Here is a 21686-nt window from a genome sequence, read left to right as displayed (position 1 = left end):
ATGAGCCGAGTGCGAGAAGACCCTCCGTCGGGGATGAGCCGCGTGCGCGAAGACGGTCGGTCATGCCACGACCGTAGTAGGTGGCCCCGACGACCGCAGGCCCGCCGGGGGTGTACCGCTGGCCGCTTCTGCCGAGTGCCGATAGGTTGATTGCCATGAGGGCATCGCCACACGTTCTGGGGATCGTGCTTGCCGGCGGTGAAGGCAAGCGGCTTTACCCGCTGACCGCCGATCGTGCGAAACCGGCGGTGCCCTTCGGCGGTGCCTATCGGCTCATCGACTTTGTGCTGAGCAACCTGGTCAACGCACGATTCTTGCGTATTTGCGTTCTGACCCAATACAAGTCACACTCGCTGGACCGGCACATCTCGCAGAACTGGCGGCTGTCGGGTCTGGCGGGGGAGTACATCACGCCTGTTCCTGCCCAGCAGCGGCTCGGCCCGCGCTGGTACACGGGCAGTGCCGATGCCATCCACCAGTCGCTCAACCTGATCTTCGACGAGGACCCCGAGTACATCGTGGTGTTCGGTGCGGACCACGTGTACCGGATGGATCCCGAGCAGATGCTCGACTTCCATATCGACAGCGGCGCCGGAGTGACGGTGGCGGGAATCCGGGTGCCCCGCACCGAGGCAAGCGCCTTCGGCTGCATCGATGCCGACGACACCGGCCGTATCCGCGAGTTCATCGAGAAGCCTGCGAATCCCCCCGGCACACCGGATGATCCCGATGCGGCGTTCGTGTCGATGGGGAACTACATCTTCACCACCAAGGAACTCATCGACGTTATTCGTGCCGACGCCGAGGATGACCATTCCGATCACGATATGGGCGGCGACATCATTCCCCGGCTGGTGGCCGATGGGCGCGCCGCGGTCTACGACTTCAACACCAACCTGGTGCCCGGCGCCACCGAGCGCGACCACGCGTACTGGCGCGATGTCGGGACCCTCGACGCGTTCTACGACGCGCATATGGACCTGGTGTCGGTACACCCGGTGTTCAACCTCTACAACCGGCGCTGGCCCATCCGTGGCGAGTCAGAGAACCTGGCGCCCGCCAAGTTCGTCAACGGCGGTTCCGCGCAGGAGTCGGTGGTGGGTGCCGGGAGCATCATCTCGGCGGGCTCGGTGCGCAACTCGGTGCTGTCCTCGAATGTCGTCGTCGACGACGGCGCCGTTGTCGAGGGCAGCGTGCTGATGCCCGGCGTGCGGGTGGGCCGCGGCGCGGTGGTCCGGCACGCGATTCTGGACAAGAACGTGGTTGTCGGTGTCGGAGAACAGGTTGGTGTCGACATCGAGCGCGACCGCGAGCGATTCAATGTCAGCGCGGGCGGTGTCGTCGCCGTCGGCAAGGGCGTCTGGATCTGAGCTCAAGCGAGCACTGGATATCGCAGCGCGCCAAACATCACCGTCCGTTGGCCTCCCGTAAGGCAGGCAGTGTGGCCAATCGGCTCACTGCCTGCCTGATTGCGGCCGGTTTGAGCTGTCCATAGCCGAGAACTAGTCCGGGGTTCAGCGGATCGGGATGGGCCCGGTAGTCGTCGAGATCGGTGATGTAGATGCCGCGGGCGCGGGCCTGTTCTACGGTCGCTGAAGCTGAAACGTCTTGGCGCAGTGACGCCAAGACGTGTAACCCGGCCTCGGTGCCAGTGACGTGGGTGACGGCCGCGACCTTCTCGAGCGATTGCAACATGGTTGCGCGACGGTCTTGGTACAGCTTGCGGACGCGGGCAATGTGACGAGCCAGCTCACCGCTGGTGAGCAGGTGTGTGACGGCTTGTTGGACCGGGGCGGCCACTGTTGCGCCCAACATGTCGCGAGTTTCAAGGACGGGTTCCAGCAGATGCGTGGGTACACGCAGATAACTGAGCCGCAGGCCCGGGTCTAGAACTTTCGACATCGTTCCCAGATAGATCGTGCTCGCGGCGGTGTCCAGGCCAGCCAGGCTGGGCAGTGGGGAGACCCCGAACCGGAACTCACTGTCGTAGTCGTCCTCCACGAGGATTACGTCTGCCCCATGCGCCCAACGCAAGATATGGCCGCGCATGTCGGGGTTGATTCGGTGACCCAGCGGATACTGATGGCTTGGTGTCAGATACGCCGCCTGGATTGATGTTTGGGTGGATTGAAGTCTCGTCAGGAGCTGGTCGGGGTCGGTGACATCCACCGGCACCCACTGCACGCCCAGGGCCTGGAAGATCCGTCGTATTGCGGGGTAGCCGGGGTCTTCGACGGCGACCGCTCGGCCTTGCCACTTGAAGGCAAGTGTGAGCAGGGTTAGGGCTTCGGCAGTTCCAGCGCACACCACAATTTGCCGCGGGTCGCAGGGTAGTCCGCGGGAGGATCGCAGGTAGGCGGACAGCGCTTCACGTAACGCCGGGCTGCCCGAGGGTGGGGGAGGTGTTGCGGACGGTTCGATAGACCGCCACGCCGCTCGCCAACCGACTCGCGAAACATCGTCGGGGTTGAGATCTCCTGGGCGCATGTCGATCTCGATGTCTTCATCCGCTGAGAGTGCAGACTCGCCGTGACGGTGCGCGGTGCTATTCGTGGGGTGCGGGCGGTGTGAGACAACAGTGCCGGCCCCCTGTGAGGACTCGATCCAGCCTTCACCCTCAAGTTCTTGAAGCGCCGCCACGACGGTGCTTCTGGAGACACCCAATCCTGCCGCAAAGGCACGGCTCGACGGTACCGACGATCCTGGGCTGAGCAGACCCGATTCCAGCGCACTCCGAAGTTGTTGGACGAGCTGTGTCCTAATACCCACCCGAGACGCGCGATCAACGCTCATCGGGATATCCAGAGTCAAGACAACACCTCACCGCCGCAGGTCACCCGTAGCATTTCACACCCGCACTGGACTGGTCGAAATCGAAGAATGTGGTCTGTCGTCACACCGTGGCTTCACGACACCATGAGTGGCATGACAGTGAGTACGACGAATGCCGATGGCCAACTGCTTGACAGCCCAGATCTTCTGGTGCACCGCTACAAGTGGTTGCAACGGCGCGAACGTGGCGATCTGTTGGCGATTCTCGACGCAGGGACCATTGCGCATGTCGGATTCGTCCGCGCGGACGGTAAGCCGATGGTGATCCCTATGGCGTATGCACAGGACGGCGACTTCCTTCTGATGCATGGGTCCACAGGTTCAGGTCTGACCAAATCGGCCAACGCGGGTGTGGACCTCGTCGCCACGATCTCAATTTTCGATGGTCTCGTCTATGCGCAGTCGCTGTTCGATTCGACGGTAAATTATCGCTGTGCAATGATTTTCGGCAACGCCGAGCCGGTCTCGGCGGATGAGCACTTAGATTGCATCCGCATAATCTCCGATCGCCTCATGCCCGGTCGATGGGCAGAAGTGCGGCCGCCGACCAAGCGAGAACTCGCTGCCACGTATGTCTTGCGACTGCCGTTGGAAATAGCCAGTGTGAAGGTGCGGGCAGGGCAACCCACCGAAGATGCTTGTACCGGGATATGGACGGGATACGTTCCCTTTGAGTCCGTAGTAGGAGATCCGGTATCGCAGCCTGGCGTCGATGTTGTTCAGGCTCAATCCATCACAACGGCCACGGACGTGTGGAGAGAGCGGCTACAGCGACCATCATCGGACAGCTGAACTTCCCGGGCTTCTGACGCGCCGTGAGGCGCCTTCTCACCACACCAGTGGCACCAGCCTGCTGCGCACCTTCTCGGTGCATTCGTCGTAGCCCTGTAGATCGTGGCGCAGCATCTTCTCCTCGTCGAGGATGCGCACCACCAGCGAGGGGGCGGCCGGCGCGACGGCGAGTAGGCCCCAATACGACCCCAATGCCAGCGGGATACCCACCATCATCACCAGCGAGCCGGTGTACATGGGGTGGCGGACCAAGCCGTACAACCCGGTTGAGGTCACGGTCTGTCCGGATTCGACGGTGATGCCGGCGGCGGCGTAGTTGTTCTGGGCCACCACCAACGTGGCCGCTCCCAAACCGCCGATCACCAGCACTTCACCGACGATCACCAGCCAGGTCGGCACATGAGACCAGCCGAACCGGTGATCGAAGGCGCTCACCACGGTAAGTGCCAGGAACGAGCTCAGTAGCACGGTCACCGCGAGTTTCTGTACGGGGCGAGTCTCCGCGATGGGTCCGCCGTGTAAACGTCGCTGCAGCACTTCAGGATTGGAAGTCGCCAGGTAGATCGAAGAGACCGTGGAGCTGATCACGAAAATCGCGAGGAAGACCCAGGCCTGCCAATAGTGGAATGTTCCAGCGGGCCAGAAGAGCGCCGCGCCGAACACCGCCAGGGCGATGATTCCCGAAACAAATGCTTGTACACCAGTTTTCGTGGACTTTCCTTTCTCAAATAGCGTCGCGTCGCCGGTATATATCGCCCGCGGCGGCAGTCAAACCGGAGCCGATCACCGCAAGAAGAAACATGGTGAGCCACGGGTACTCGGCGGGAGCACTGACACGCATTACCGGAGAGAGCTTCACCAACCAGGACGGCAGCTGCAGGATCCCGGCGTAGAGCATGCCCACAGAGAACGCCACCACCAGCCAGCCGCACTGAAACTGCGATGGCCGCGATACCGCACACCACCAATAGAGCCGGAATCTGCGCCAGCCCCGCGAGAGTGAGACGCCACACCAGATCCGGGTTGTGCAGTGTGCTCGCTGCGCCGAGTCCGCCACCGAAGCCGGCGATGGTCATCAGCAGCGCGCTGCCCAGGGCGGTCATTCCGACAGCGGACAACAGCCAGTTCCAACGCGATACCGCGCGCGCCAGCACCGACTCGGCGATACCCGACTGTTCATCCTTGGCGAGTCTGACGATTGCCGACACCACATACGCGGTGATCGCGATGGCGAGCACCTGGTTGAAGGTGGCGAAGATGCTGTCCAGACCGTGCGCCTGGAATGCACGGGCCAACAGCGGGTTGGTATCGATCGAATCCCGCAGGCTCTTGGCCATCGATCCGAATGCCATACCGGCCAGGACGATTCCAGCAGCCCATCCAGTGAGTAGCCCGCGTTGCAGCTGCAGATTGAGTCCGAACGCGGAGGTGATCTCGGGGGCATTGGCGTTTTCGCCGCGCGAGGGCAATACTCCTGCGTCGTATTGGCGACGCCCTTCGAGCACGTGCGCGGTGAGCATCAGCGCGAGGGTGGTGCCCACCAGAAGGGGGAAGGGCCACCAGCGCAGGTCGACGAACGGTCGCATCTGCTGAGCCCAGGCCAGTGGTGAGAACCGACTCAGTGCGCTGCCCGTGTTGTCGATGATGTCACCGATGCCACGAACCACGACTGCCGCCGCGAGCGCCGCTATCGCCACGCCGCTGGCCGCTCGGGAGGTCCGCCACAACTGGGACGTGACCGCCGCGATTCCCGCGAAAACCATGGACTCCCTGATACTCGCGCATGAAGAGTTCTTCCAGCGATGCCGGTGCCACCGTGAGGTCGACGATTCCCAGGCTTGCCAGCTGTTCCATAGGGCGGTCCAGGTCGGTGCGATCCACCGTGAAGGAGGCTCGATTGCCACCGATCGTGAGGTCGCGCAGTTGCGGAATCGATCTGAGCCCGGATGGATTCGCCAACGTGCGTACCGTCACGGACGTTCGCATGACATGGCGTAGCTCTGTCAACGATCCGGACAGCACGGCGCGCCCGGCGCGCACGATGGTCACCCGATGACAGAGCTTCTCCACCTCGGCCAGGATGTGGCTCGAGAGCAGCACCGCGCAGCCTCGCGAAGCCACTTCGGCCACGCACTCTTGAAAAACTGTCTCCATGAGGGGATCCAGGCCGGACGTCGGCTCGTCGAGAATAAACAGCTCGGCGTCGGAGCAGAACGCGGCGATGAGCGCCACCTTCTGGCGGTTGCCCTTGGAGTAGGTGCGTGCCTTCTTGGTGGGATCAAGTTCGAAGCGCTCGATGAGTTCGTTGCGTCTCGGCAGTGAAATATGTTCGGTGCCGCGCATTCTGGTGAGGAAGTCGATCGCTTGTCCGCCGGTGAGGTTGGGCCACAAGGTGACATCACCGGGCACGTAGGCGATGAGTCGATGGAGCTCGACGGCGTTGACCCGCGGATCGCCGCCGAGCAGCTGTACCGAGCCGGCGTCCGCACGCAGCAGGCCGAGAAGCACCCGGATGGTGGTGGACTTCCCCGCACCATTGGGCCCGAGGAATCCCGCCACCTCGCCGTGGGCAACGGAAAGATCGAGGCCGTCGAGGGCCTTGGTTTTTCCGAAAGATTTTGTAAGTCCGCGTATTTCGACAGCCAGATTCGGGTACGTCACGTGGTGCCTCCTTGTTGGGAGTTCTCTTCCTGTGTTGCTTTGGCTTGTGCGACAAAGGCGTCCAGCATGGTGGGATCGGTCATGAGACCTTCGGTGTAGACCTCGATCGCGGGGAAGATCAGTTGATCGACATACCGGCGCAAGATCGTTCGTAGGTCCTCATCCGAGTGCATCTGCACGTAGATGGACAGAGAACCAAGACCGTTCAGTGAAATCCACAATGCGCGCCCCTTGGGATCGCGACTTGGCTTGATGGTGCCCGCGCGTACTCCGTCCTCGAGGTACTGCTCGGCATCGTCGATGGAGCGCTGCAGGAAGGCGCGACCCGGTTCTCCGCCGGACTGCACGCTGTGCAGCAGGTACCTGACCATTGGTGCAAAAGACTCGACCTCGTCGAGGGCGTCGAGCCAGACCTGGGGATCGTTGGAGGTGATGGTTCGTGATTTCTCCGAGCGGATGTACTCCAGCAGGTACTCGTCCACCGACTCCCGGAGCCCATCCTTGGATCCGTAGTGGTGGATGACCAGCGCGGGGCTGACTCCCGCCGCGTCGGCGATGGCCCGCACGCTCGCGCCGTATCCCTGCTCGCCCCACAGCTTGATGGCGGCATCTCGGATACGGGCGGCGGCGGTGAGGTCATCGGCTGAACGCATGTTTAATACACTAAACACGCGTTCAGTCGAGCGTCAAGAACCGTCCCCCCGAGAATGGGTGTCTTGACGAGAATGGCGCTAAACCAGCGTCGAAACTACGGTTTCTGCGTCATCCACGAGAGGCCCGCGCGGAACGCGGTGTGTCGGGACTGGAACGTCAGTCGCGGGTGGCGGCGAGCAGTCCGTCGCCCAGCGGGATCAGCACCGCGGTAAACCTGCCGTCATCGGCGATGATGCGCGCGGCCTCGCGGACGCCGACCACGTCGGGGTCATTGGCCCCGGGATCGCCCGCGCGCCCACCTGCGGATGCCCCGTGGATGACGACCGCTCCGCCCGGGCGCAGCAGCCGAATGCCCCCGGCCAGGAACTCGGGTTGATCGGCGGGCACCGCGTCGATGACGAGCAGGTCATACGACTCGTCGGCCAGCCGGGGCAGCACCTCTTGGGCACGCCCGCCGATGAGACGGGTGCGCGACGGCGCGATGGCCGCCTCCGAGAACGCCTGTTTGGCACTGCGCTGGTGCTCGGGTTCCACGTCGATGGTGGTCAGCACGCCGTCCTCGCGCATTCCTGAGAGCAGCCACAAGCCGCTGACTCCCGCGCCCGTGCCGACCTCGACGACGGCCTTGCCGCCGGAAAGGCGTGCGAAGACACTCAGGAGCGCGCCAACCGCGGGCGTTACCGGGCCCGCGCCCAGGTCAACGGCACGTTCCCGGGCGGCGGCGACGATTTCGTCTTCGGAGATGGCGCCCTCGGCGTGGCTGACCATCGCCTCGACGCGGGATGGGTCTGCGCTGCTGGTCACGATTCGATCCTGTCGAGCGGGAGTGGATATGTCCCGCGACACGCCGGACTCGTGACCGATCGGGGCGTTTTCCTGTTCCAGAACCCCTGATGAGATCGGATCGAGACCGCTTTCTCAGGAAGACTTAAGTTGGCTCATAAGTGACCCACACCTCGGTAGTAGAAGGTCATTGCTATGTCGCGATCCATCCTGAATACGCGCCCCGCCGCAGAGGCCCACGCCGGGAATAACACTCTTGGCATCCGGGTTGAGCAGGCTGAGAGTCTCCCCGTCATGGGTGAGGCCGCCACAACCGAACAGGAGGAACACGCGATTTCGCTCACGCGCATCAGCGACTCGGCCGAATACACCGACTTTGTCGAGGTCATCGATCCCGCAGAACTATCCGGGACCGCGGTATTCGATGCCACCGGAGATCTGGCAGCCATGCCGTCTTGGGATGAGCTGGTTCGTGAGCACGCCGATCGCGTGTACCGCTTGGCCTACCGTCTGTCGGGTAACCAGCAGGACGCCGAGGACCTGACCCAGGAAACCTTCATCAGGGTCTTCCGCTCACTGCAGAACTACCAGCCCGGCACATTTGAGGGCTGGCTGCACCGCATCACGACCAACCTGTTCCTCGATATGGTTCGTCGCCGCGGACGTATCCGCATGGAGGCGCTGCCCGAGGACTACGACCGTGTGCCGGCGACCGATCCGGATCCCGAGCAGATCTACCACGACGCTCAGCTGGGCGCCGATCTGCAAGCCGCGCTGGACGCGCTGGCTCCGGAGTTCCGCGCCGCTGTGGTGCTGTGCGATATCGAAGGTCTGTCCTACGAGGAAATTGGCGCGACGCTGGGTGTGAAGCTCGGCACGGTGCGCAGCCGCATTCACCGCGGCCGGCAGGCGATCCGCGAGCATCTGGCTGCGCGCTCTTCGACGTCCGCGCTCGCGGCCGCCGAATAGCGCACGACACCATTGGTGCAGGTTGGTACGCAATGACTACATTCGCGCGCTATCTTCGAGTTAGGTCGGTACGAGTCCGCCGGCCGTTCCGGACCGAAGGGAGCGTTGCCGTGGTGGATAGCGGCTCGTTCCGGCGAGCGTTCTCGAGTTTCTCGTCGTTCTCGCGGCTGCCGTCCCCTTTCGCCTCACAGAGTGAGGCGCCGGTCGGTGCTCCTCGCCAGTTCGGATCGACAGAGCATTTGTCCACGGAGGCGATAGCGGCGTTCGTGGATGGCGAGCTGCGGATGAGCGCGCACCTCCGGGCGGCGCACCACCTGTCGATGTGCCCCGAATGCGCCCTCGAGATCGACGCGCAGCGCCAAGCGCGCAGCGCACTGCGTGATTCCGGGGGTATCCGGGTGCCCGGTTCACTGCTTGGGTTGCTCAGCCAGATTCCGCATATCCCACACGAGGCGGCACCGCCACAACCGTCGTCACATGACGGCGACTTGCCGCCCGCGTTGGGCGGTGACGCGGTGCGGCCAGATAGTCGCGAACGCCGTAAGCGCCGGTAGGGTGGGCCGGTGACCGCAAAACAGGACACCGCTCCTCGGTTGGCGCCGCGCCCGGTTGACCGGCCGCCCGTCGATCCGGCTTCGCAGCGGGCTTTTGGCCGTCCTTCGGGGGTATCCGGTTCGTTCCAGGGGTTGGACAAGTACCGAGACCAGGGGGAGTACACACCGCGGGTGGGGCCGCCCGATCCGGTGCTGGCACAGGCCTTCGGGCGACCCGATAACACCACTACTTCCCTGCAACGGCATCCCGCCGATGCAGGGAAGCTCAACGCCGCCGATGAGGGTCCGGACGCCGCCGAGGATCCGTGGCGCGACCCGACGGCACAGGTTCAGCTGGGCAGGCCCGCGGTCACCAAGGCGCCCATCGCAGTGGACGGCACGCCCGCCCCGAAGCTGGGTGTGCGCGACGTTCTTTTCGGTGGCCGGGTGTCCATTCCGGCGCTCGGTATTCTTGCGGTCATCGCACTACTGATCGGCCTGGTTGGCGGCATTATCGGCCGTGAGACGGCCGAAGTGGTTCAGGCCTTCACCACGTCGAAGGTCACGTTGACTACCGATGACAGCACTCAGCCTGACGAATCCCGCTTTACCGCTGTCGCCAACGCGGTGAAAAGTGCGGTGGTAACCATCGAGGCCAGCTCGGACGACGAGGTGGCCCAGGGCTCGGGAGTGGTGATTGATCCCAAGGGCTACGTCATCACCAACAACCACGTGATCTCCGATGCGGCCAAGAACCCCGGCAAATTCAAGATCGAGGTCATCTTCAACGACAGCAAGAAGGTGCCCGCCAACCTCGTCGGACGTGACCCGAAGACGGACATCGCGGTCCTGAAGGTGGACAACGTCGACAACCTGTCGGTGGCGCGCCTGGGTGACTCCGACAAGGTCGCCGTGGGTGCCGAGGTCATCGCCTTCGGTTCTCCGCTCGGTCTGCGCAGCACCGTCACCAGCGGCATCATCAGTGCACTGCACCGCCCGGTACCGCTCTCGGGTGAGGGCAGCGACACCGACACGGTGATCGATGCGCTTCAGACGGACGCCGCGATTAACCACGGCAACTCCGGTGGCCCGCTCATCGACATGAAGTCCCAGGTGATCGGCATCAACACCGCTGGAAAATCGTTGAGCGACAGCTCAAGCGGTCTTGGCTTCGCCATTCCGATCAACGAGGCGGCAGAGGTGGCGCAGACACTGATCCGCGACGGCAAAATCGTGCACGCAACCCTCGGGATCAGTAGCCGCACGGTCAGCAATGCGACCGCCACGGGCGCCGAGGTCGCCAACGTGAAGGCCGGCAGCCCCGCCGAAAAGGGCGGCATGCTGGAGAACGATGTCGTCGTGAAGGTGGGTAACCGCGCGGTGGCCGATGCCGACGAGTTTGTGGTCGCGGTGCGGCAGTTGAAGATTGGACAGGAAGCCACCGTTACGGTGTTGCGCCAGGGTCGCCCCGTCGAGCTCAAAGTTACTCCCGGCCCAGACGGTTCCTGATGTTCGGCAGTGTCGGCTGGGGGGAGCTGTTGGTCCTACTGGTCGTGGGGCTCGTGGTGCTTGGTCCCGAGCGGCTTCCGGGGGCGATTCAGTGGACCACTGAATCGCTGCGCAAGGCCCGTGACTACGCCAGTGGTGCGACGGCATCCCTGCGCGAGGAGCTTGGTCCGGAGTTCGACGATGTGCGCAAGCCGCTCGCCGAACTGCAGAAGCTGCGCGGTATGACGCCGCGTGCGGTCATCACCAAACACCTTTTGGACGGCGATGATTCGGTGCTCGATTCGTTGACGAAACCGCTCGATGACGTGAAGAAGGCGGTGTCTGAGCCGATGCCTGCGCCGATGGTGAACCCCGAGCTCACCAAGCCCGCAGAGCCCGGTCCGACCCGATTCGACGCCGACGCGACCTAGTTGCGTCGGGTGGTATCGATGTTCAACGACATGCCGGCCAGGCCGCGACTGCGTGTCGAGAGCCTGTCTGCCACCGTTCGAAGAGCCTGGCCCGCAGCCGAATCCGGCTGACTAAGCACAATCGGCAGGCCCTCGTCGCCACCCTCGCGTACTGCGGGGTCCAGCGGGATCTGGCCAAGCAGAGGCACTTTCGTGCCTACCACCCGGGTCAGGCTCTCGGCGACGGCCTCGCCACCGCCGGATCCGAACACCTCCATGCGGGTGCCATCGGGCAACACCAGCCAGGACATGTTCTCGACCACACCGACGATGCGCTGACGGGTTTGGGTCGCGATCGCCCCCGCGCGCTCGGCCACCTCGGCGGCGGCCTGCTGCGGCGTCGTCACCACCAGAATCTCGGCGCCGGGAATGAGTTGTGCCACCGAGATCGCCACGTCGCCGGTACCCGGAGGCAGGTCCAGCAGCAGTACGTCCAGGTCTCCCCAGAACACATCGGCCAGGAACTGCTGCAGGGCGCGATGCAGCATCGGCCCGCGCCATACGACCGGGGTGTTGCCCTGGGTGAACTGGGCGATCGAGATGACCTTCACATCGTGGGCCACCGGGGGCAAGATCATCCGCTCCACCTGGGTGGGACGGTCGGAGGTGCCCATCATGCGCGGTACCGAGTGGCCGTAGATGTCGGCGTCGAGCAATCCGACCGACAGTCCCTTGGCCGCCATCGCCGCCGCGAGGTTGACTGTGACGCTTGATTTTCCGACGCCACCCTTACCGGAGGCCACTGCGTAGACGCGAGTGAGGGAGCCGGGCTGGGCGAAGGGGATGATGGGCTCGGCGCTGTCGCCGCGCAGCTGCTTGCGCAGTTCGGTGCGCTGCTCGTCGTTCATGACATCCAGCAGCACGCGCACGGCGCCCACGCCGTCGACATCGGCCGCGGCCTGGGTCACCCGCTCGGAGATTTCGGCCTTCTTCGGGCACGCGGAGGTGGTGAGATAGATCCCGATCTCGACGTTGTGGGCGTCATCGAACGTGATGTCCTTGACCATCCCCAATTCAGTGATGGGACGGCGAAGTTCGGGGTCGATTACCCCGGCGAGTGCACTGCGCACGGCCGTGGTGAGCTCGGATGTCACTACCCGAGTCTAGGGCGTGCCGTTTATGGCTTTGGCGCTGCCGGTCCCGGAGCAGGTCCGGGGGCCGGTCCCAGCTCCACCGGCGGTGGAGGCGGAGCGAACGGGTTGAACGGTTCGGCAGGGGGCGGCGCAAACGGGTTGAACGGTTCGGCAGGGGGCGGCGGGGCGAACGGATTGAAGGGCTCGGCAGGGGGCGGCGGCGCACAGAAGAACATGCACGGTGCCTGAGGCGCCTCGGGCGCCGGCGCGACAGCTCCGGGCGTGCCTGCCATGGTGGCCCGATCCGGTGTCAGCGGGGTGACGATGGGCAGCTGGGCCAGGGGATCGTTGGGGGAGAGCGAGGCAACGTCGGTCACCGAGCCCGGCCCGAGCCCGCGCGATTCGCCGCCACCGAGATGGGCCTTACGTTCGGGTGCGACATCTGCGGCGGTCAGTGGTGGCAGGTTGAGCGGGATCACGCCGGTGGCGTAGCCGGCGGCCCAGGCGAGCACGTTCTGTGCGTAGGCCACTGAGTTGTTGTAGCGCAGGATGGATGACATCACCTGCGAGCGATCCCGCAAATTCAATCCGCCGCTGCATAAATAGCGGGCGGCGGCCAGGCTCGCGTCGAAGACGTTCTGTGGATCGGCCTTTCCGTCGCCGTCACCGTCGGAGGCGTAGTGGTTCCAGGTGCTCGGCAGGAACTGCATGGGCCCCATGGCCCGGACGTATACCTGCGCACCCTGGGTGCGGGTCTGCTCATGGTCGACGATGACCTCGTTGCCCGGGAGGGTGCCATCCAGGCTCGGGCCATAGATGGGCCGGACTACGCGGCCCTTCACGTCGGTGGCGCCGTTGTTGGCGTGGCCCGATTCGATCCGCCCGATACCCGCCAGCAAGTTCCAGCTCACTCCACAACCGGGTGCGGCCTTGGCCATCATCCGCTCGGCGTTCTGATAAGCGTCCAGTGCGATCTTCGGGATGCCAAGTCCCCCAGGGGCCATCACGATCCCCGGTGGTGGCGGTGCGATCGCAGCGCTCGGCGCCACACGGTATTGCATCGGCGGGCGCATCACGGTCACCAGATTCAGCGGACCCGTATCCGCCTGCGCGGAGACCGTCGAGGCCAGTGGGACGGGAATGGGCACCACGGCCTGTCCACTGACCTGTGCGCTGCTGGCGGCCACGGCGGAGCCGACGACCACCAAGGCGCTGAGTCCGCCGACCCGCAGCCAGGGCACGGGTGCGCCGGTGAGGCGTAGCGCCACGTCGTGGGCATGTTTTATCGACGACGCAACCCAACCCGGAAGCTTCACCGCGCCCCTATCTCTTGGGCCCCTGCTCTACGCATGGGTCCCATCTGTCGGCACCCATTCTGACGTATGCAGTCGTGACAGATGTGACCGATGTGAACCGGAGCAACGATACCGGCGAGATGACGGTCCGGTTGCAAAATGGGCAAACCCCAGCGAATTGCGGACCGCCGACGAATCCCCGCTGAGCATGCCGAGTTCGGTCGGGAAGCGCCACGGAAGATGGGCTAGTGGCTATCTCAAGCTAAGCGGATCGCGATGAACCTGACTTACAGTCAGTGTCTGGACGTAAGCATAGTCAATTGATAGCGTTACGGCCATGACCGCTGCACCGGACGTTGCCGTCCACTGGGAACTTGGTTCCGATCGGCCCCGTGAGGACTATGGATTCTTTGGGCCAGACTCACCGACGTGGAAGGTGTGGAGCAGCCCCACCGCCCTGATCGGTTTCCAGCGCTCGGTGGTGCTGGAACATTTCGAGCCCCACCTGGCCGCCGCGGTGGCGGATTCGGCGGGTATCTATCGGGATCCACGGGGACGGATGGACGGGACCCTCGCCTACTTCCTCATCGTCGCGACCGCTGATTCGCGGACTGCGGTCGAGGCCTCCGAGCACCTGCAGAAGGTTCATGCGCGTTCCAAGGGAATCGACCCGGTGACGGGAAAGCGCTATAGCGCCAACGATCCGGCCTCGCAGTTGTGGATCCATGTCACTGGGTGGCACTCGGTGCTCAAGTGCTACGAGATGTATGGGCCCGGGCCGTTGAGTCGGGCCGAAGAGGACCGTTACTGGTCCGAGTGCGTGATCGCGGCGGAGCTGCAGACCGTCAATCCAGCCGACGTGCCGCGGTCGCGTGACCAAGTCCGCGAATATTTCGCCCTGATGCGCCCCACACTGTGCACCTCCGAGCGCGCGCAGCACGCCATGCACTATCTTCTGCGCACCCCGCGGTCGGGCAGCAATCTGCGGTTCTGGGCGGTCAGTCGGCTGATGGCTCCGGCGACCATCGCGACGCTGCCGCGCTGGATGCGGGAACTGGGCCAATTCGACCAACCGGGAATTGTCGATGTGGCGTACCGGCCGTTGGTGTCGGCAGCCATGTCGGTCGCCAGCGTTCCTGCGATCGAAGACTCCATTGCGCGATTCGCCAAGTTGCCGATGACAGCGACGACCCTGCGTGACTTCCACGCGGCCAGGGTTCCGGTGCGTACGGTCACCATCACACCGGCCGAGGCCAAAGAGCGGTATGGCAGGCGAGCCACCGCATAGGGCGGCGCCTTACGCTGGCTAGCTGTGACCTATCGACCGCGCCGCACCACACTCGCAGTCCCTGGCAGCAGCCAGAAGATGATCGACAAGGCGAAAACCCTTCCGGCGGATGAGATTTTCCTGGACCTTGAGGACGCCGTCGCGGCACCCGCCAAGGTGGCGGCGCGCCAGCGCATCGTCGATGCCTTAAACGCGCCGGGATGGTCGGGGCAGCTGCGGTCGGTGCGCGTCAATGACTGGACCACCGAGTGGACCTATGCGGATGTGGTGGAGGTTGTTTCTCGGGCTGGCGCCGGCATCGACAACATCCTGCTGCCCAAGGTCGTGCACGCCTCGCATGTCACGGCGCTGGATCTGCTGCTGACGCAGGTCGAGCGATCACACGGGCTTGAGGTGGGCGCGATAGGCATCCAGGCGCAGATCGAAAACGCCGAAGGACTCATTAACATCGACGCGATCGCATCGGCAAGCCCGCGGGTGCGGTCGTTGGTCTTCGGCCCTGCCGACTTCATGGCCAGCCTTGGCATGCGCACCCTGGTGGTGGGAGAGCAGCCTCCCGGCTATGACGGCGAGGCGTATCACCACGTGCTGATGACCATCCTGGTGGCGGCGCGGGCGCATGGAATCGATGCCATCGACGGCCCCTATCTCAAGGTTCGTGACGTCGCTGCCTTTCGGGTCGCGGCGAGTCGTTCGGCCGCACTGGGCTTCGACGGGAAATGGGTGCTGCACCCCGCGCAGATCGAGGCGGGCAACGAGATCTTCAGCCCGCGCCAGGAGGACTACGACAGGGCTGAGCTCATCCTGGACGCCTATCAGTGGCACACCTCGGTGGCGGGTGGTGCACGCGGCGCGGTGATGCTGGGAGACGAGATGATCGACGAGGCCAGCCGCAAGATGGCGCTGGTGATCGCGGGCAAGGGCCGTGCTGCAGGGATGGCGCGGCAGGCGCCCCCGTTCGAGCCCCCGACGGGCTAATACGAACTCGAGCTGCCGCCCGAAGCAATGCCGATGATCATGATCAGCACCCAGAACACAATGACCGCGGCTCCGATGATGATTCCGGCGATGGCCACACCCTTGCCGTCCTGCGGTGAGGTTTTGAGCTGGTTGAGCGCGATGAAGCCCATGATGACGCCGGCGATCGATCCGATACCGCAAAAGACGCCGACGATCGACGCGATCAGAGATCCGATGGCCAGCGGGTTGGTGCCGCCGGTCTGCCCATATGCGCCATACCCGTACGGGTCGGCGTACCCGGGCGGCGGATATCCGGGATAACCGCCTGCGGCGGGATAACCCGGTGGCGGGTACGCGCCCGGTTGACTCGACGGATACGGGGGATATGCCTGGCCGTATTGAGAGGGATATGCGGGCGGTGTCGTCGGGTACGGCGGTGGCGCGGTGGGATAGGCGGGCGGCGCGGTCGGGTACGTGGGTGGATAGGCAGGGTAGGACGGCGGGGCTCCGGGGGTCTCCCACGCCGGTGGAATACCCGGCGGTACCTGGCTGGCCGTGGACGCGGCATCGGCCGGCGGGGCGGACTGTTCCAGGGACGGGTACTCGTATCCAGACGAAGCGTCGGGACCGGTGCCGGAGGATTCGTTGCCCGGGGTAGTCATGGCGCAAACTTAGCGTATCGAGGGGGTTTCTGGCCGTGCTGCGGTCGGAAAATCGCAGGTAGCGGCCAAAGGGGCACCATCTGGTGCGGTCGGGCGTTAAATGAGTGCTAGCTATGCATCACTGACTTTCTGCAGGAGGGCCGAACTCGTGGGACAACCGCTCACCCCCGGGCAACAACAGCGCTCGACGTCATCGCGTTCCCCATTGTCTTCGTCGTTGTCCCTGCCGACGCCGCCACAAGGCTGGCCCATCGGTTCGTACCCGACGTACGCGGAGGCTCAGCGCGCCGTTGACTATTTGTCCGATCAGCAATTCCCGGTCGAGAACGTCACCATCGTCGGAGTGAATCTGATGCAGGTCGAGCGGGTGACCGGGAGATTGTCGTGGCCCAAGGTGCTGGGCGGGGGCATGCTCAGCGGAGCCTGGCTGGGCCTGTTCATCGGCCTGGTGCTGGGGATGTTCAGCACAAATCTGGCCGGCTCGCTCGTCGTGGGACTTACCGTCGGATTGGTCTTCGGGTTGGTCACTGCCGCGGTGCCCTACGCGATGACGAGGGGCACTAGGGATTTCGCATCAACCATGCAGCTCGTCGCGGGACGATATGACGTGTTGTGCGAGCCGGCGCAGGCCGAGGCCGCGCGCGACCTGTTGGCCAAGCTAGCTATCTAGGCTCCGTCGGCTGGTGCCGGATGGCGCTGGCCTGCGGCGTTGCCCGCGCCCCGGATAATGGGATGCGCGCACCGAACATGTTGCATGTCACCTGGTTTTAGCTCTACGGTTGCCGCGCGGGACGGGTGTGCCCGCCGTGGTCGGCACACGGAGGTGCCGACAGCGCGTCAACGGACCAGGAGGCGGTCGTGCTGGAGTCGTCGGCCGGATGGTTCCGACGGAAGGGTGTGGCGCTGGGCTCGACCCTGCTGGCCTGCCTGACGCTGGCCTCGCTGACGGGATGTGCCCGCTCCGACGACGACATCGTCATCCGCTTCTATACGCCGGCCAGTGAGGCCGGTACCTTCACCGCCGCCGCGCAGCGATGCAACAAAGAACTGGGCGGCCGGTTCGCCATCCGGCAGGTCAGCCTCCCGAAACGGGCCGACGAGCAGCGGTTACAGCTCGCGCGCCGATTGACCGGTAACGATCGCACACTGGACCTGATGGGCATGGACGTGGTGTGGACTGCGGAGTTCGCCGAAGCGGGTTGGGCGCTGCCGCTTTCCGAGGACCCGGCGGGTGTCACCGAGGCCAACGCGCAGCGCGATACCCTCGCGGGTCCGCTGGCGAGCGCCCGCTGGAACGACAAGCTGTACGCGGCCCCCTTGAGTACCAATACTCAACTGCTCTGGTACCGCAAGGACCTGGTACCCGAACCGCCCGAGACGTGGGATCAGACAGTGCAGGCAGCTGAAGGTTTCGCACGTTCGGGTGGGCCTAGTTGGATTGCGTTGCAAGGCAAGCAGTACGAAGGCCTGGTGGTGCTGTTCAACACTCTGCTGGCCAGTGCGGGCGGCTCTGTTCTGGCCGATGACGGTAAGACGGTCACCTTGACTGACACCCCGGAGCACCGCGCCGCCACAGTCACCGCATTGCGGGTCATCAAATCGATCGCGACAGCAGACGGTGCGGACCCCTCCATCACCCAGACCGATGAGGGCACAGCGCGTTTGGCCCTTGAGCAGGGTAAGGCCGCCTTCGAGATCAATTGGCCGTTCGTGATGGCCAGCATGATGGAGAACGGAATCAAGGGCGGGGTGCCGTTCCTGCGTCTGGACCGGCGACCGGATCTGACCGGTGCGATCGGCGCAGCGGGCCGCTTCGAGCCGAGCGATGAGCAGTTCACCGCCGCATATGAAGCAACCAGCGCGGCACTTGGTTTCGCCCCGTATCCGGCGGTGATCGCGGGCCGCCCCGCCAAGGTCACCATCGGCGGACTGAACATCGCGGTCGCCAGGACAACGCGATACAAGGCGCAAGCCTTCGAGGCGTTGAACTGCTTGCGCAGCCGGGAGAATCAAAAAGTGACGGCGATTGAGGGCGGGTTGCCCGCTGTGGACGCTTCCCTATACGACGATCCTGAATTCCAGGCTAAGTATCCGGCGTACGCGATCATCCGCGAGCAGCTGGCCAACGCCGCGGTGCGCCCGGCGTCGCCGTATTACCAGGCCATCTCGACGAGAGTCTCGGCGGTGCTGGCGCCGATCACCGCGATCGATCCCGAGCGCACCGCCGACTTGCTGACCGATCAGGTGCAGAAGGCCGTTGACGGACGGGGGCTGATCCCGTGACCAGATCGGTGACCAACGCAGCCGCCTCCGACGGAAAGAAAGCCGAGCGTCGCCTCGGTCTCCTGCTCATCGCACCCGCTGCGATTCTGATGCTCGCGGTTACCGCGTATCCCATCTGCTACGCAGTGTGGCTGAGCCTGCAGAAGTACAGCTTCGCCAGCCCGCAGGATCGCAAGTTTGTGTGGTTCGACAACTACGTCACGGTGCTGACCGACAGGTATTGGTGGAGCGCCCTGGTGGTCACCCTTGCGATCACGGTGATTTCGGTGGTCATCGAGCTCGTGCTCGGACTGACCCTTGCGCTGGTGATGCATCGGACGATCTTCGGCAAGGGTGTCGTGCGCACCGCGGTGCTGATCCCGTACGGAATCGTCACCGTGGCGGCGTCCTACAGCTGGTACTACGCATGGACGCCGGGCACCGGATACCTGGCCAATCTGCTCCCTTCAGGCAGCGCGCCACTGACACAACAGATTCCATCGCTTGCGGTGGTGATCCTGGCCGAGGTGTGGAAGACCACGCCGTTCATGGCGCTGCTGCTGTTGGCCGGTTTGGCACTGGTTCCCGACGATTTGTTGAAGGCCGCCCAGGTCGACGGTGCCAACAGCTGGAGCAGGCTGATCCGCGTCACCATCCCGATCATGAAACCCGCAATTCTTGTTGCGCTGCTGTTCCGTACCTTGGATGCCTTCCGGATCTTTGACAACATCTACGTGCTCACCGGCGGCAGCAACAACACGGGTTCGGTGTCGATTTTGGGGTACGACAATCTGTTCAAGGCATTCAATGTCGGGCTCGGCTCGGCGATCAGTGTCCTGATTTTCCTGTGTGTCGCGGTCATCGCCTTCATTTTCATCAAGGGTTTTGGCGCCTCGGCGCCGACAGCGGATGACGAGGGGGCAAGACGGTGACCCGCACGAATCCAGCGCGTGCTCGGCAGTTGTCGGGGTGGGCGATCGCCGATGTTTTGGTGCTCTGTTACGCACTGGTGCCGGTGCTGTGGGTGCTGAGTCTTTCGCTCAAACCCACCTCGACGGTCAAGGACGGCAAGTTCTTCCCGTGGCCGGTGACGCTCGATAACTACCGTGGCATCTTCAGCGGGAGCGTGTTCACCTCGGCATTGGTGAACTCCATCGGCATCGGGCTCATCGCGACGGTGATCGCCGTCAGCGTGGGCACCATGGCCGCCTACGCGGTGGCACGGCTGGACTTCCCCGGGAAGAAGGCGCTCGTCGGTGCGGCCCTGCTCATCGCGATGTTCCCGCAGATCTCGCTGGTGACACCAATTTTCAATATCGAGCGCTCGGTCGGCCTGTTCGACACCTGGCCGGGGCTGATCATCCCGTACATCACCTTCGCGTTACCCCTGGCCATCTACACGCTCTCGGCGTTCTTCCGTGAGATCCCTTGGGAACTGGAGAAGGCGGCCAAGATGGATGGCGCCACACCGGCGCAGGCTTTCTGGAAGGTTATCGCCCCGTTGGCCACGCCGGGCATCGTCACGTCCGCGATCCTGGTGTTCATCTTCGCCTGGAACGACCTGCTGCTGGCGATCTCGCTGACGGCGACGGACCGCTCCATCACCGCGCCGGTCGCCATCGCGAACTTCACCGGTAGTTCGCAATTCGAGGAGCCCACCGGATCGATTGCCGCGGGCGCCATCGTCATCACGGTGCCGATCATCATCTTCGTGCTCATATTCCAACGACGGATCGTTGCCGGGTTGACCTCCGGTGCAGTGAAGGGTTAACGATGGCTGAGATTGTGCTCGACCAGGTGTCCAAGACGTACGCGGACGGTTCCGCGGCGGTACAGGACGTCAGCCTGAACATCGCGGACGGCGAGTTCATCATCCTGGTCGGACCCTCGGGGTGCGGTAAGTCGACGACGCTGAACATGATTGCCGGACTTGAAGAAATCTCCTCCGGTGAGCTCACGATCGCCGGTGAGCGGGTCAACGAGAAGGCGCCCAAGGACCGCGATATCGCGATGGTCTTCCAGTCGTACGCGTTGTATCCGCACATGACGGTGCGGCAGAACATCGCCTTTCCGCTGACCCTGACCAAGATGAGCAAGGCCGACGTCAATGCCAAGGTCGAAGAGGCTGCGAAGATCCTGGATCTGACCGACTATCTGGATCGCAAGCCCGCCAACCTCTCTGGCGGTCAGCGACAGAGAGTAGCGATGGGCCGTGCGATCGTGCGCAGCCCGAAGGCGTTCTTAATGGACGAACCGTTGTCCAATCTCGATGCGAAACTGCGGGTGCAGATGCGTACCGAGATCGCGCGGCTGCAAAAGCGGTTGGGCACCACCACCGTCTACGTCACCCACGACCAGACCGAGGCGATGACGCTCGGGGATCGAGTGGTGGTGCTGCGCGCGGGAAAGGTGCAACAGATCGGAGCGCCCCAGGAACTGTACGACACACCTGCCAACTTGTTCGTGGCGGGTTTCATCGGCTCCCCGGCCATGAACTTCTTTCCGGCGACACTCACCGACATCGGTGTACAGCTGCCCTTCGGCGAGGTGACACTCGAGGCGAGCGTGTACGCGAACGTCTCTGCCAGGAAGGCCGGCGTCCTGGGCGGCGATGTGATCGTGGGCATTAGGCCCGAGCAGTTCGAGGACGCCGCCCTGGTCGACACCTACAAACGGATCACCGGGTTGACCCTCACCGTCAACGCCGATGTAGTGGAGTCGCTGGGTTCGGACAAGTACGTGCACTTCACCACAGAGGGCGGCGCGGCGCATTCGGAAGAGCTGACGGAACTGGCTCAGGAATCCGAAGTTGGCGAGAACGAATTCGTGGCAAGGCTTTCGGCGTCGTCGAAGGTCGTGGAGGGACAGTCCATTGAGCTGATCATCGACACCGGCAAGCTGGTGATCTTCGATGCCGCGTCGGGGGAGAACCTTTCCCTGCCCGCCATCGGCGAGTGAACAGCG

At 64.1% G+C, this 21686-nt stretch carries 20 protein-coding genes and 2 pseudogenes; 13 read left to right on the top strand and 9 right to left on the bottom strand.

Going from position 1 to position 21686, the window contains the following annotated elements:
* Nucleotides 1–155: 155 nt before the first annotated feature.
* On the top strand, nucleotides 156–1370 hold the full coding sequence (glgC, locus tag B4383_RS05045) for a glucose-1-phosphate adenylyltransferase (protein WP_078289351.1): 1215 nt from the start codon (nucleotides 156–158) through the stop codon (nucleotides 1368–1370).
* A gap of 37 nt (nucleotides 1371–1407) precedes the next feature.
* Here the strand turns inward: glgC and B4383_RS05040 are convergent, their stop codons facing one another.
* Nucleotides 1408–2793, bottom strand: coding sequence for a PLP-dependent aminotransferase family protein (locus tag B4383_RS05040; RefSeq protein ID WP_078289348.1), 1386 nt, complete (start codon nucleotides 2791–2793; stop codon nucleotides 1408–1410).
* 132 nt (nucleotides 2794–2925) lie between these two features.
* On the opposite strand from B4383_RS05040, the gene B4383_RS05035 reads away from it, so the two are divergent.
* Entirely contained in the window at nucleotides 2926–3624 is a 699-nt protein-coding gene (locus B4383_RS05035; protein WP_078289532.1) for a pyridoxamine 5'-phosphate oxidase family protein, read from the top strand.
* Nucleotides 3625–3660: 36 nt separating this feature from the next.
* Here B4383_RS05035 and B4383_RS05030 read toward each other — a convergent pair whose 3' ends face one another.
* From B4383_RS05030 to B4383_RS05010, 5 genes and pseudogenes are all read right to left on the bottom strand, one after another.
* On the bottom strand, nucleotides 3661–4377 hold the full coding sequence (locus B4383_RS05030) for an isoprenylcysteine carboxylmethyltransferase family protein (RefSeq protein ID WP_078289345.1): 717 nt from the start codon (nucleotides 4375–4377) through the stop codon (nucleotides 3661–3663).
* Nucleotides 4349–5390 (bottom strand): annotated as a pseudogene (locus tag B4383_RS05025) (ABC transporter); the annotation flags it as partial. The pseudogene B4383_RS05025 and the gene B4383_RS05030, both read right to left, overlap by 29 nt.
* Nucleotides 5389–6285, bottom strand: a pseudogene (locus tag B4383_RS05020) (ABC transporter ATP-binding protein); the annotation flags it as partial. The pseudogenes B4383_RS05025 and B4383_RS05020, both read right to left, overlap by 2 nt.
* On the bottom strand, nucleotides 6282–6938 hold the full coding sequence (locus B4383_RS05015; RefSeq protein ID WP_078289342.1) for a TetR family transcriptional regulator: 657 nt from the start codon (nucleotides 6936–6938) through the stop codon (nucleotides 6282–6284). The gene B4383_RS05015 and the pseudogene B4383_RS05020, both read right to left, overlap by 4 nt.
* Nucleotides 6939–7095: 157 nt before the next feature.
* Nucleotides 7096–7743, bottom strand: a complete 648-nt coding sequence (locus tag B4383_RS05010; RefSeq protein ID WP_139360538.1) for an O-methyltransferase — start codon at nucleotides 7741–7743, stop codon at nucleotides 7096–7098.
* A 174-nt stretch (nucleotides 7744–7917) separates the two neighbouring features.
* Between B4383_RS05010 and sigE the strand changes: the two genes are divergently transcribed.
* The 4 genes from sigE to tatB all read left to right on the top strand — a co-directional run bounded on the left by sigE (nucleotide 7918) and on the right by tatB (nucleotide 11143).
* The gene (gene sigE, locus B4383_RS05005; RefSeq protein WP_078289336.1) at nucleotides 7918–8691 is read left to right on the top strand and encodes an RNA polymerase sigma factor SigE; all 774 of its coding nucleotides are present in this window, start codon (nucleotides 7918–7920) and stop codon (nucleotides 8689–8691) included.
* A gap of 110 nt (nucleotides 8692–8801) precedes the next feature.
* Nucleotides 8802–9245, top strand: coding sequence for an anti-sigma E factor RseA (gene rseA / locus B4383_RS05000; RefSeq protein WP_139360537.1), 444 nt, complete (start codon nucleotides 8802–8804; stop codon nucleotides 9243–9245).
* Between the two features lie 9 nt (nucleotides 9246–9254).
* On the top strand, nucleotides 9255–10733 hold the full coding sequence (locus tag B4383_RS04995) for a trypsin-like peptidase domain-containing protein (RefSeq protein WP_078289334.1): 1479 nt from the start codon (nucleotides 9255–9257) through the stop codon (nucleotides 10731–10733).
* Entirely contained in the window at nucleotides 10733–11143 is a 411-nt protein-coding gene (gene tatB / locus B4383_RS04990) for a Sec-independent protein translocase protein TatB (protein ID WP_078289331.1), read from the top strand. The genes B4383_RS04995 and tatB overlap by 1 nt, the downstream gene beginning before the upstream one ends.
* On the opposite strand, the gene B4383_RS04985 is transcribed toward tatB, so the two are convergent.
* Together B4383_RS04985 and B4383_RS04980 are read right to left on the bottom strand one after the other, a co-directional pair.
* Nucleotides 11140–12276 carry an Mrp/NBP35 family ATP-binding protein gene (locus tag B4383_RS04985; RefSeq protein ID WP_139360536.1) on the bottom strand — a complete coding sequence of 379 codons (1137 nt, stop codon included), beginning with the start codon at nucleotides 12274–12276 and terminating at the stop codon, nucleotides 11140–11142. The genes tatB and B4383_RS04985 overlap by 4 nt on opposite strands.
* A 23-nt stretch (nucleotides 12277–12299) precedes the next feature.
* Nucleotides 12300–13571 (bottom strand): lytic murein transglycosylase, encoded by a 1272-nt coding sequence (locus B4383_RS04980; protein ID WP_078289328.1) that lies wholly within the window; start codon nucleotides 13569–13571, stop codon nucleotides 12300–12302.
* A gap of 316 nt (nucleotides 13572–13887) precedes the next feature.
* Here B4383_RS04980 and B4383_RS04975 point away from each other — a divergent pair, with 316 nt between their 5' ends.
* Complete coding sequence (locus B4383_RS04975) at nucleotides 13888–14838, top strand: oxygenase MpaB family protein (RefSeq protein WP_078289325.1); 951 nt, start codon at nucleotides 13888–13890, stop codon at nucleotides 14836–14838.
* 24 nt (nucleotides 14839–14862) lie between these two features.
* Complete coding sequence (locus tag B4383_RS04970; protein WP_078289322.1) at nucleotides 14863–15816, top strand: CoA ester lyase; 954 nt, start codon at nucleotides 14863–14865, stop codon at nucleotides 15814–15816.
* On the opposite strand, the gene B4383_RS04965 is transcribed toward B4383_RS04970, so the two are convergent.
* Nucleotides 15813–16460: a DUF4190 domain-containing protein gene (locus B4383_RS04965; RefSeq protein WP_078289320.1), complete on the bottom strand. Its 648-nt coding sequence runs from the start codon at nucleotides 16458–16460 to the stop codon at nucleotides 15813–15815. The two genes, B4383_RS04970 and B4383_RS04965, sit on opposite strands and share 4 nt — an antisense overlap.
* Nucleotides 16461–16665: 205 nt before the next feature.
* Between B4383_RS04965 and B4383_RS04960 the strand changes: the two genes are divergently transcribed.
* The 5 genes from B4383_RS04960 to ugpC all read left to right on the top strand — a co-directional run bounded on the left by B4383_RS04960 (nucleotide 16666) and on the right by ugpC (nucleotide 21680).
* Entirely contained in the window at nucleotides 16666–17130 is a 465-nt protein-coding gene (locus B4383_RS04960) for a general stress protein (RefSeq protein WP_286150555.1), read from the top strand.
* 188 nt (nucleotides 17131–17318) lie between these two features.
* Entirely contained in the window at nucleotides 17319–18743 is a 1425-nt protein-coding gene (locus B4383_RS04955; protein WP_078289513.1) for an ABC transporter substrate-binding protein, read from the top strand.
* A gap of 8 nt (nucleotides 18744–18751) precedes the next feature.
* Nucleotides 18752–19654, top strand: coding sequence for a sugar ABC transporter permease (locus B4383_RS04950; protein ID WP_078289518.1), 903 nt, complete (start codon nucleotides 18752–18754; stop codon nucleotides 19652–19654).
* Nucleotides 19651–20493 (top strand): carbohydrate ABC transporter permease, encoded by an 843-nt coding sequence (locus tag B4383_RS04945; RefSeq protein WP_078289315.1) that lies wholly within the window; start codon nucleotides 19651–19653, stop codon nucleotides 20491–20493. The genes B4383_RS04950 and B4383_RS04945 overlap by 4 nt, the downstream gene beginning before the upstream one ends.
* A 2-nt stretch (nucleotides 20494–20495) precedes the next feature.
* Nucleotides 20496–21680 (top strand): sn-glycerol-3-phosphate ABC transporter ATP-binding protein UgpC, encoded by a 1185-nt coding sequence (ugpC, locus tag B4383_RS04940; RefSeq protein WP_078289313.1) that lies wholly within the window; start codon nucleotides 20496–20498, stop codon nucleotides 21678–21680.
* The last annotated feature ends 6 nt before the right edge of the window (nucleotides 21681–21686 follow it).

The organism is Mycobacterium sp. D16R24 (assembly GCF_002013385.1).
Taxonomy (GTDB): domain Bacteria; phylum Actinomycetota; class Actinomycetes; order Mycobacteriales; family Mycobacteriaceae; genus Mycobacterium.
Note: the sequence above shows the minus strand (reverse complement) of the source record. Positions and strands in the feature narration are given on the sequence as shown.

Excerpts from the sequence above, each read along its gene's own strand:
- B4383_RS05040 (WP_078289348.1), bottom strand. The coding sequence starts at position 2,793 with ATGAGCGTTGATCGCGCGTCTCGGGTGGGTATTAGGACACAGCTCGTC.
- B4383_RS05035 (WP_078289532.1), top strand. The coding sequence starts at position 2,926 with ATGACAGTGAGTACGACGAATGCCGATGGCCAACTGCTTGACAGCCCA.
- B4383_RS05015 (WP_078289342.1), bottom strand. The coding sequence starts at position 6,938 with ATGCGTTCAGCCGATGACCTCACCGCCGCCGCCCGTATCCGAGATGCC.
- ugpC (WP_078289313.1), top strand. The coding sequence starts at position 20,496 with ATGGCTGAGATTGTGCTCGACCAGGTGTCCAAGACGTACGCGGACGGT.
- glgC (WP_078289351.1), top strand. The coding sequence starts at position 156 with ATGAGGGCATCGCCACACGTTCTGGGGATCGTGCTTGCCGGCGGTGAA.
- sigE (WP_078289336.1), top strand. The coding sequence starts at position 7,918 with ATGTCGCGATCCATCCTGAATACGCGCCCCGCCGCAGAGGCCCACGCC.
- tatB (WP_078289331.1), top strand. The coding sequence starts at position 10,733 with ATGTTCGGCAGTGTCGGCTGGGGGGAGCTGTTGGTCCTACTGGTCGTG.
- B4383_RS04965 (WP_078289320.1), bottom strand. The coding sequence starts at position 16,460 with ATGACTACCCCGGGCAACGAATCCTCCGGCACCGGTCCCGACGCTTCG.
- B4383_RS04975 (WP_078289325.1), top strand. The coding sequence starts at position 13,888 with ATGACCGCTGCACCGGACGTTGCCGTCCACTGGGAACTTGGTTCCGAT.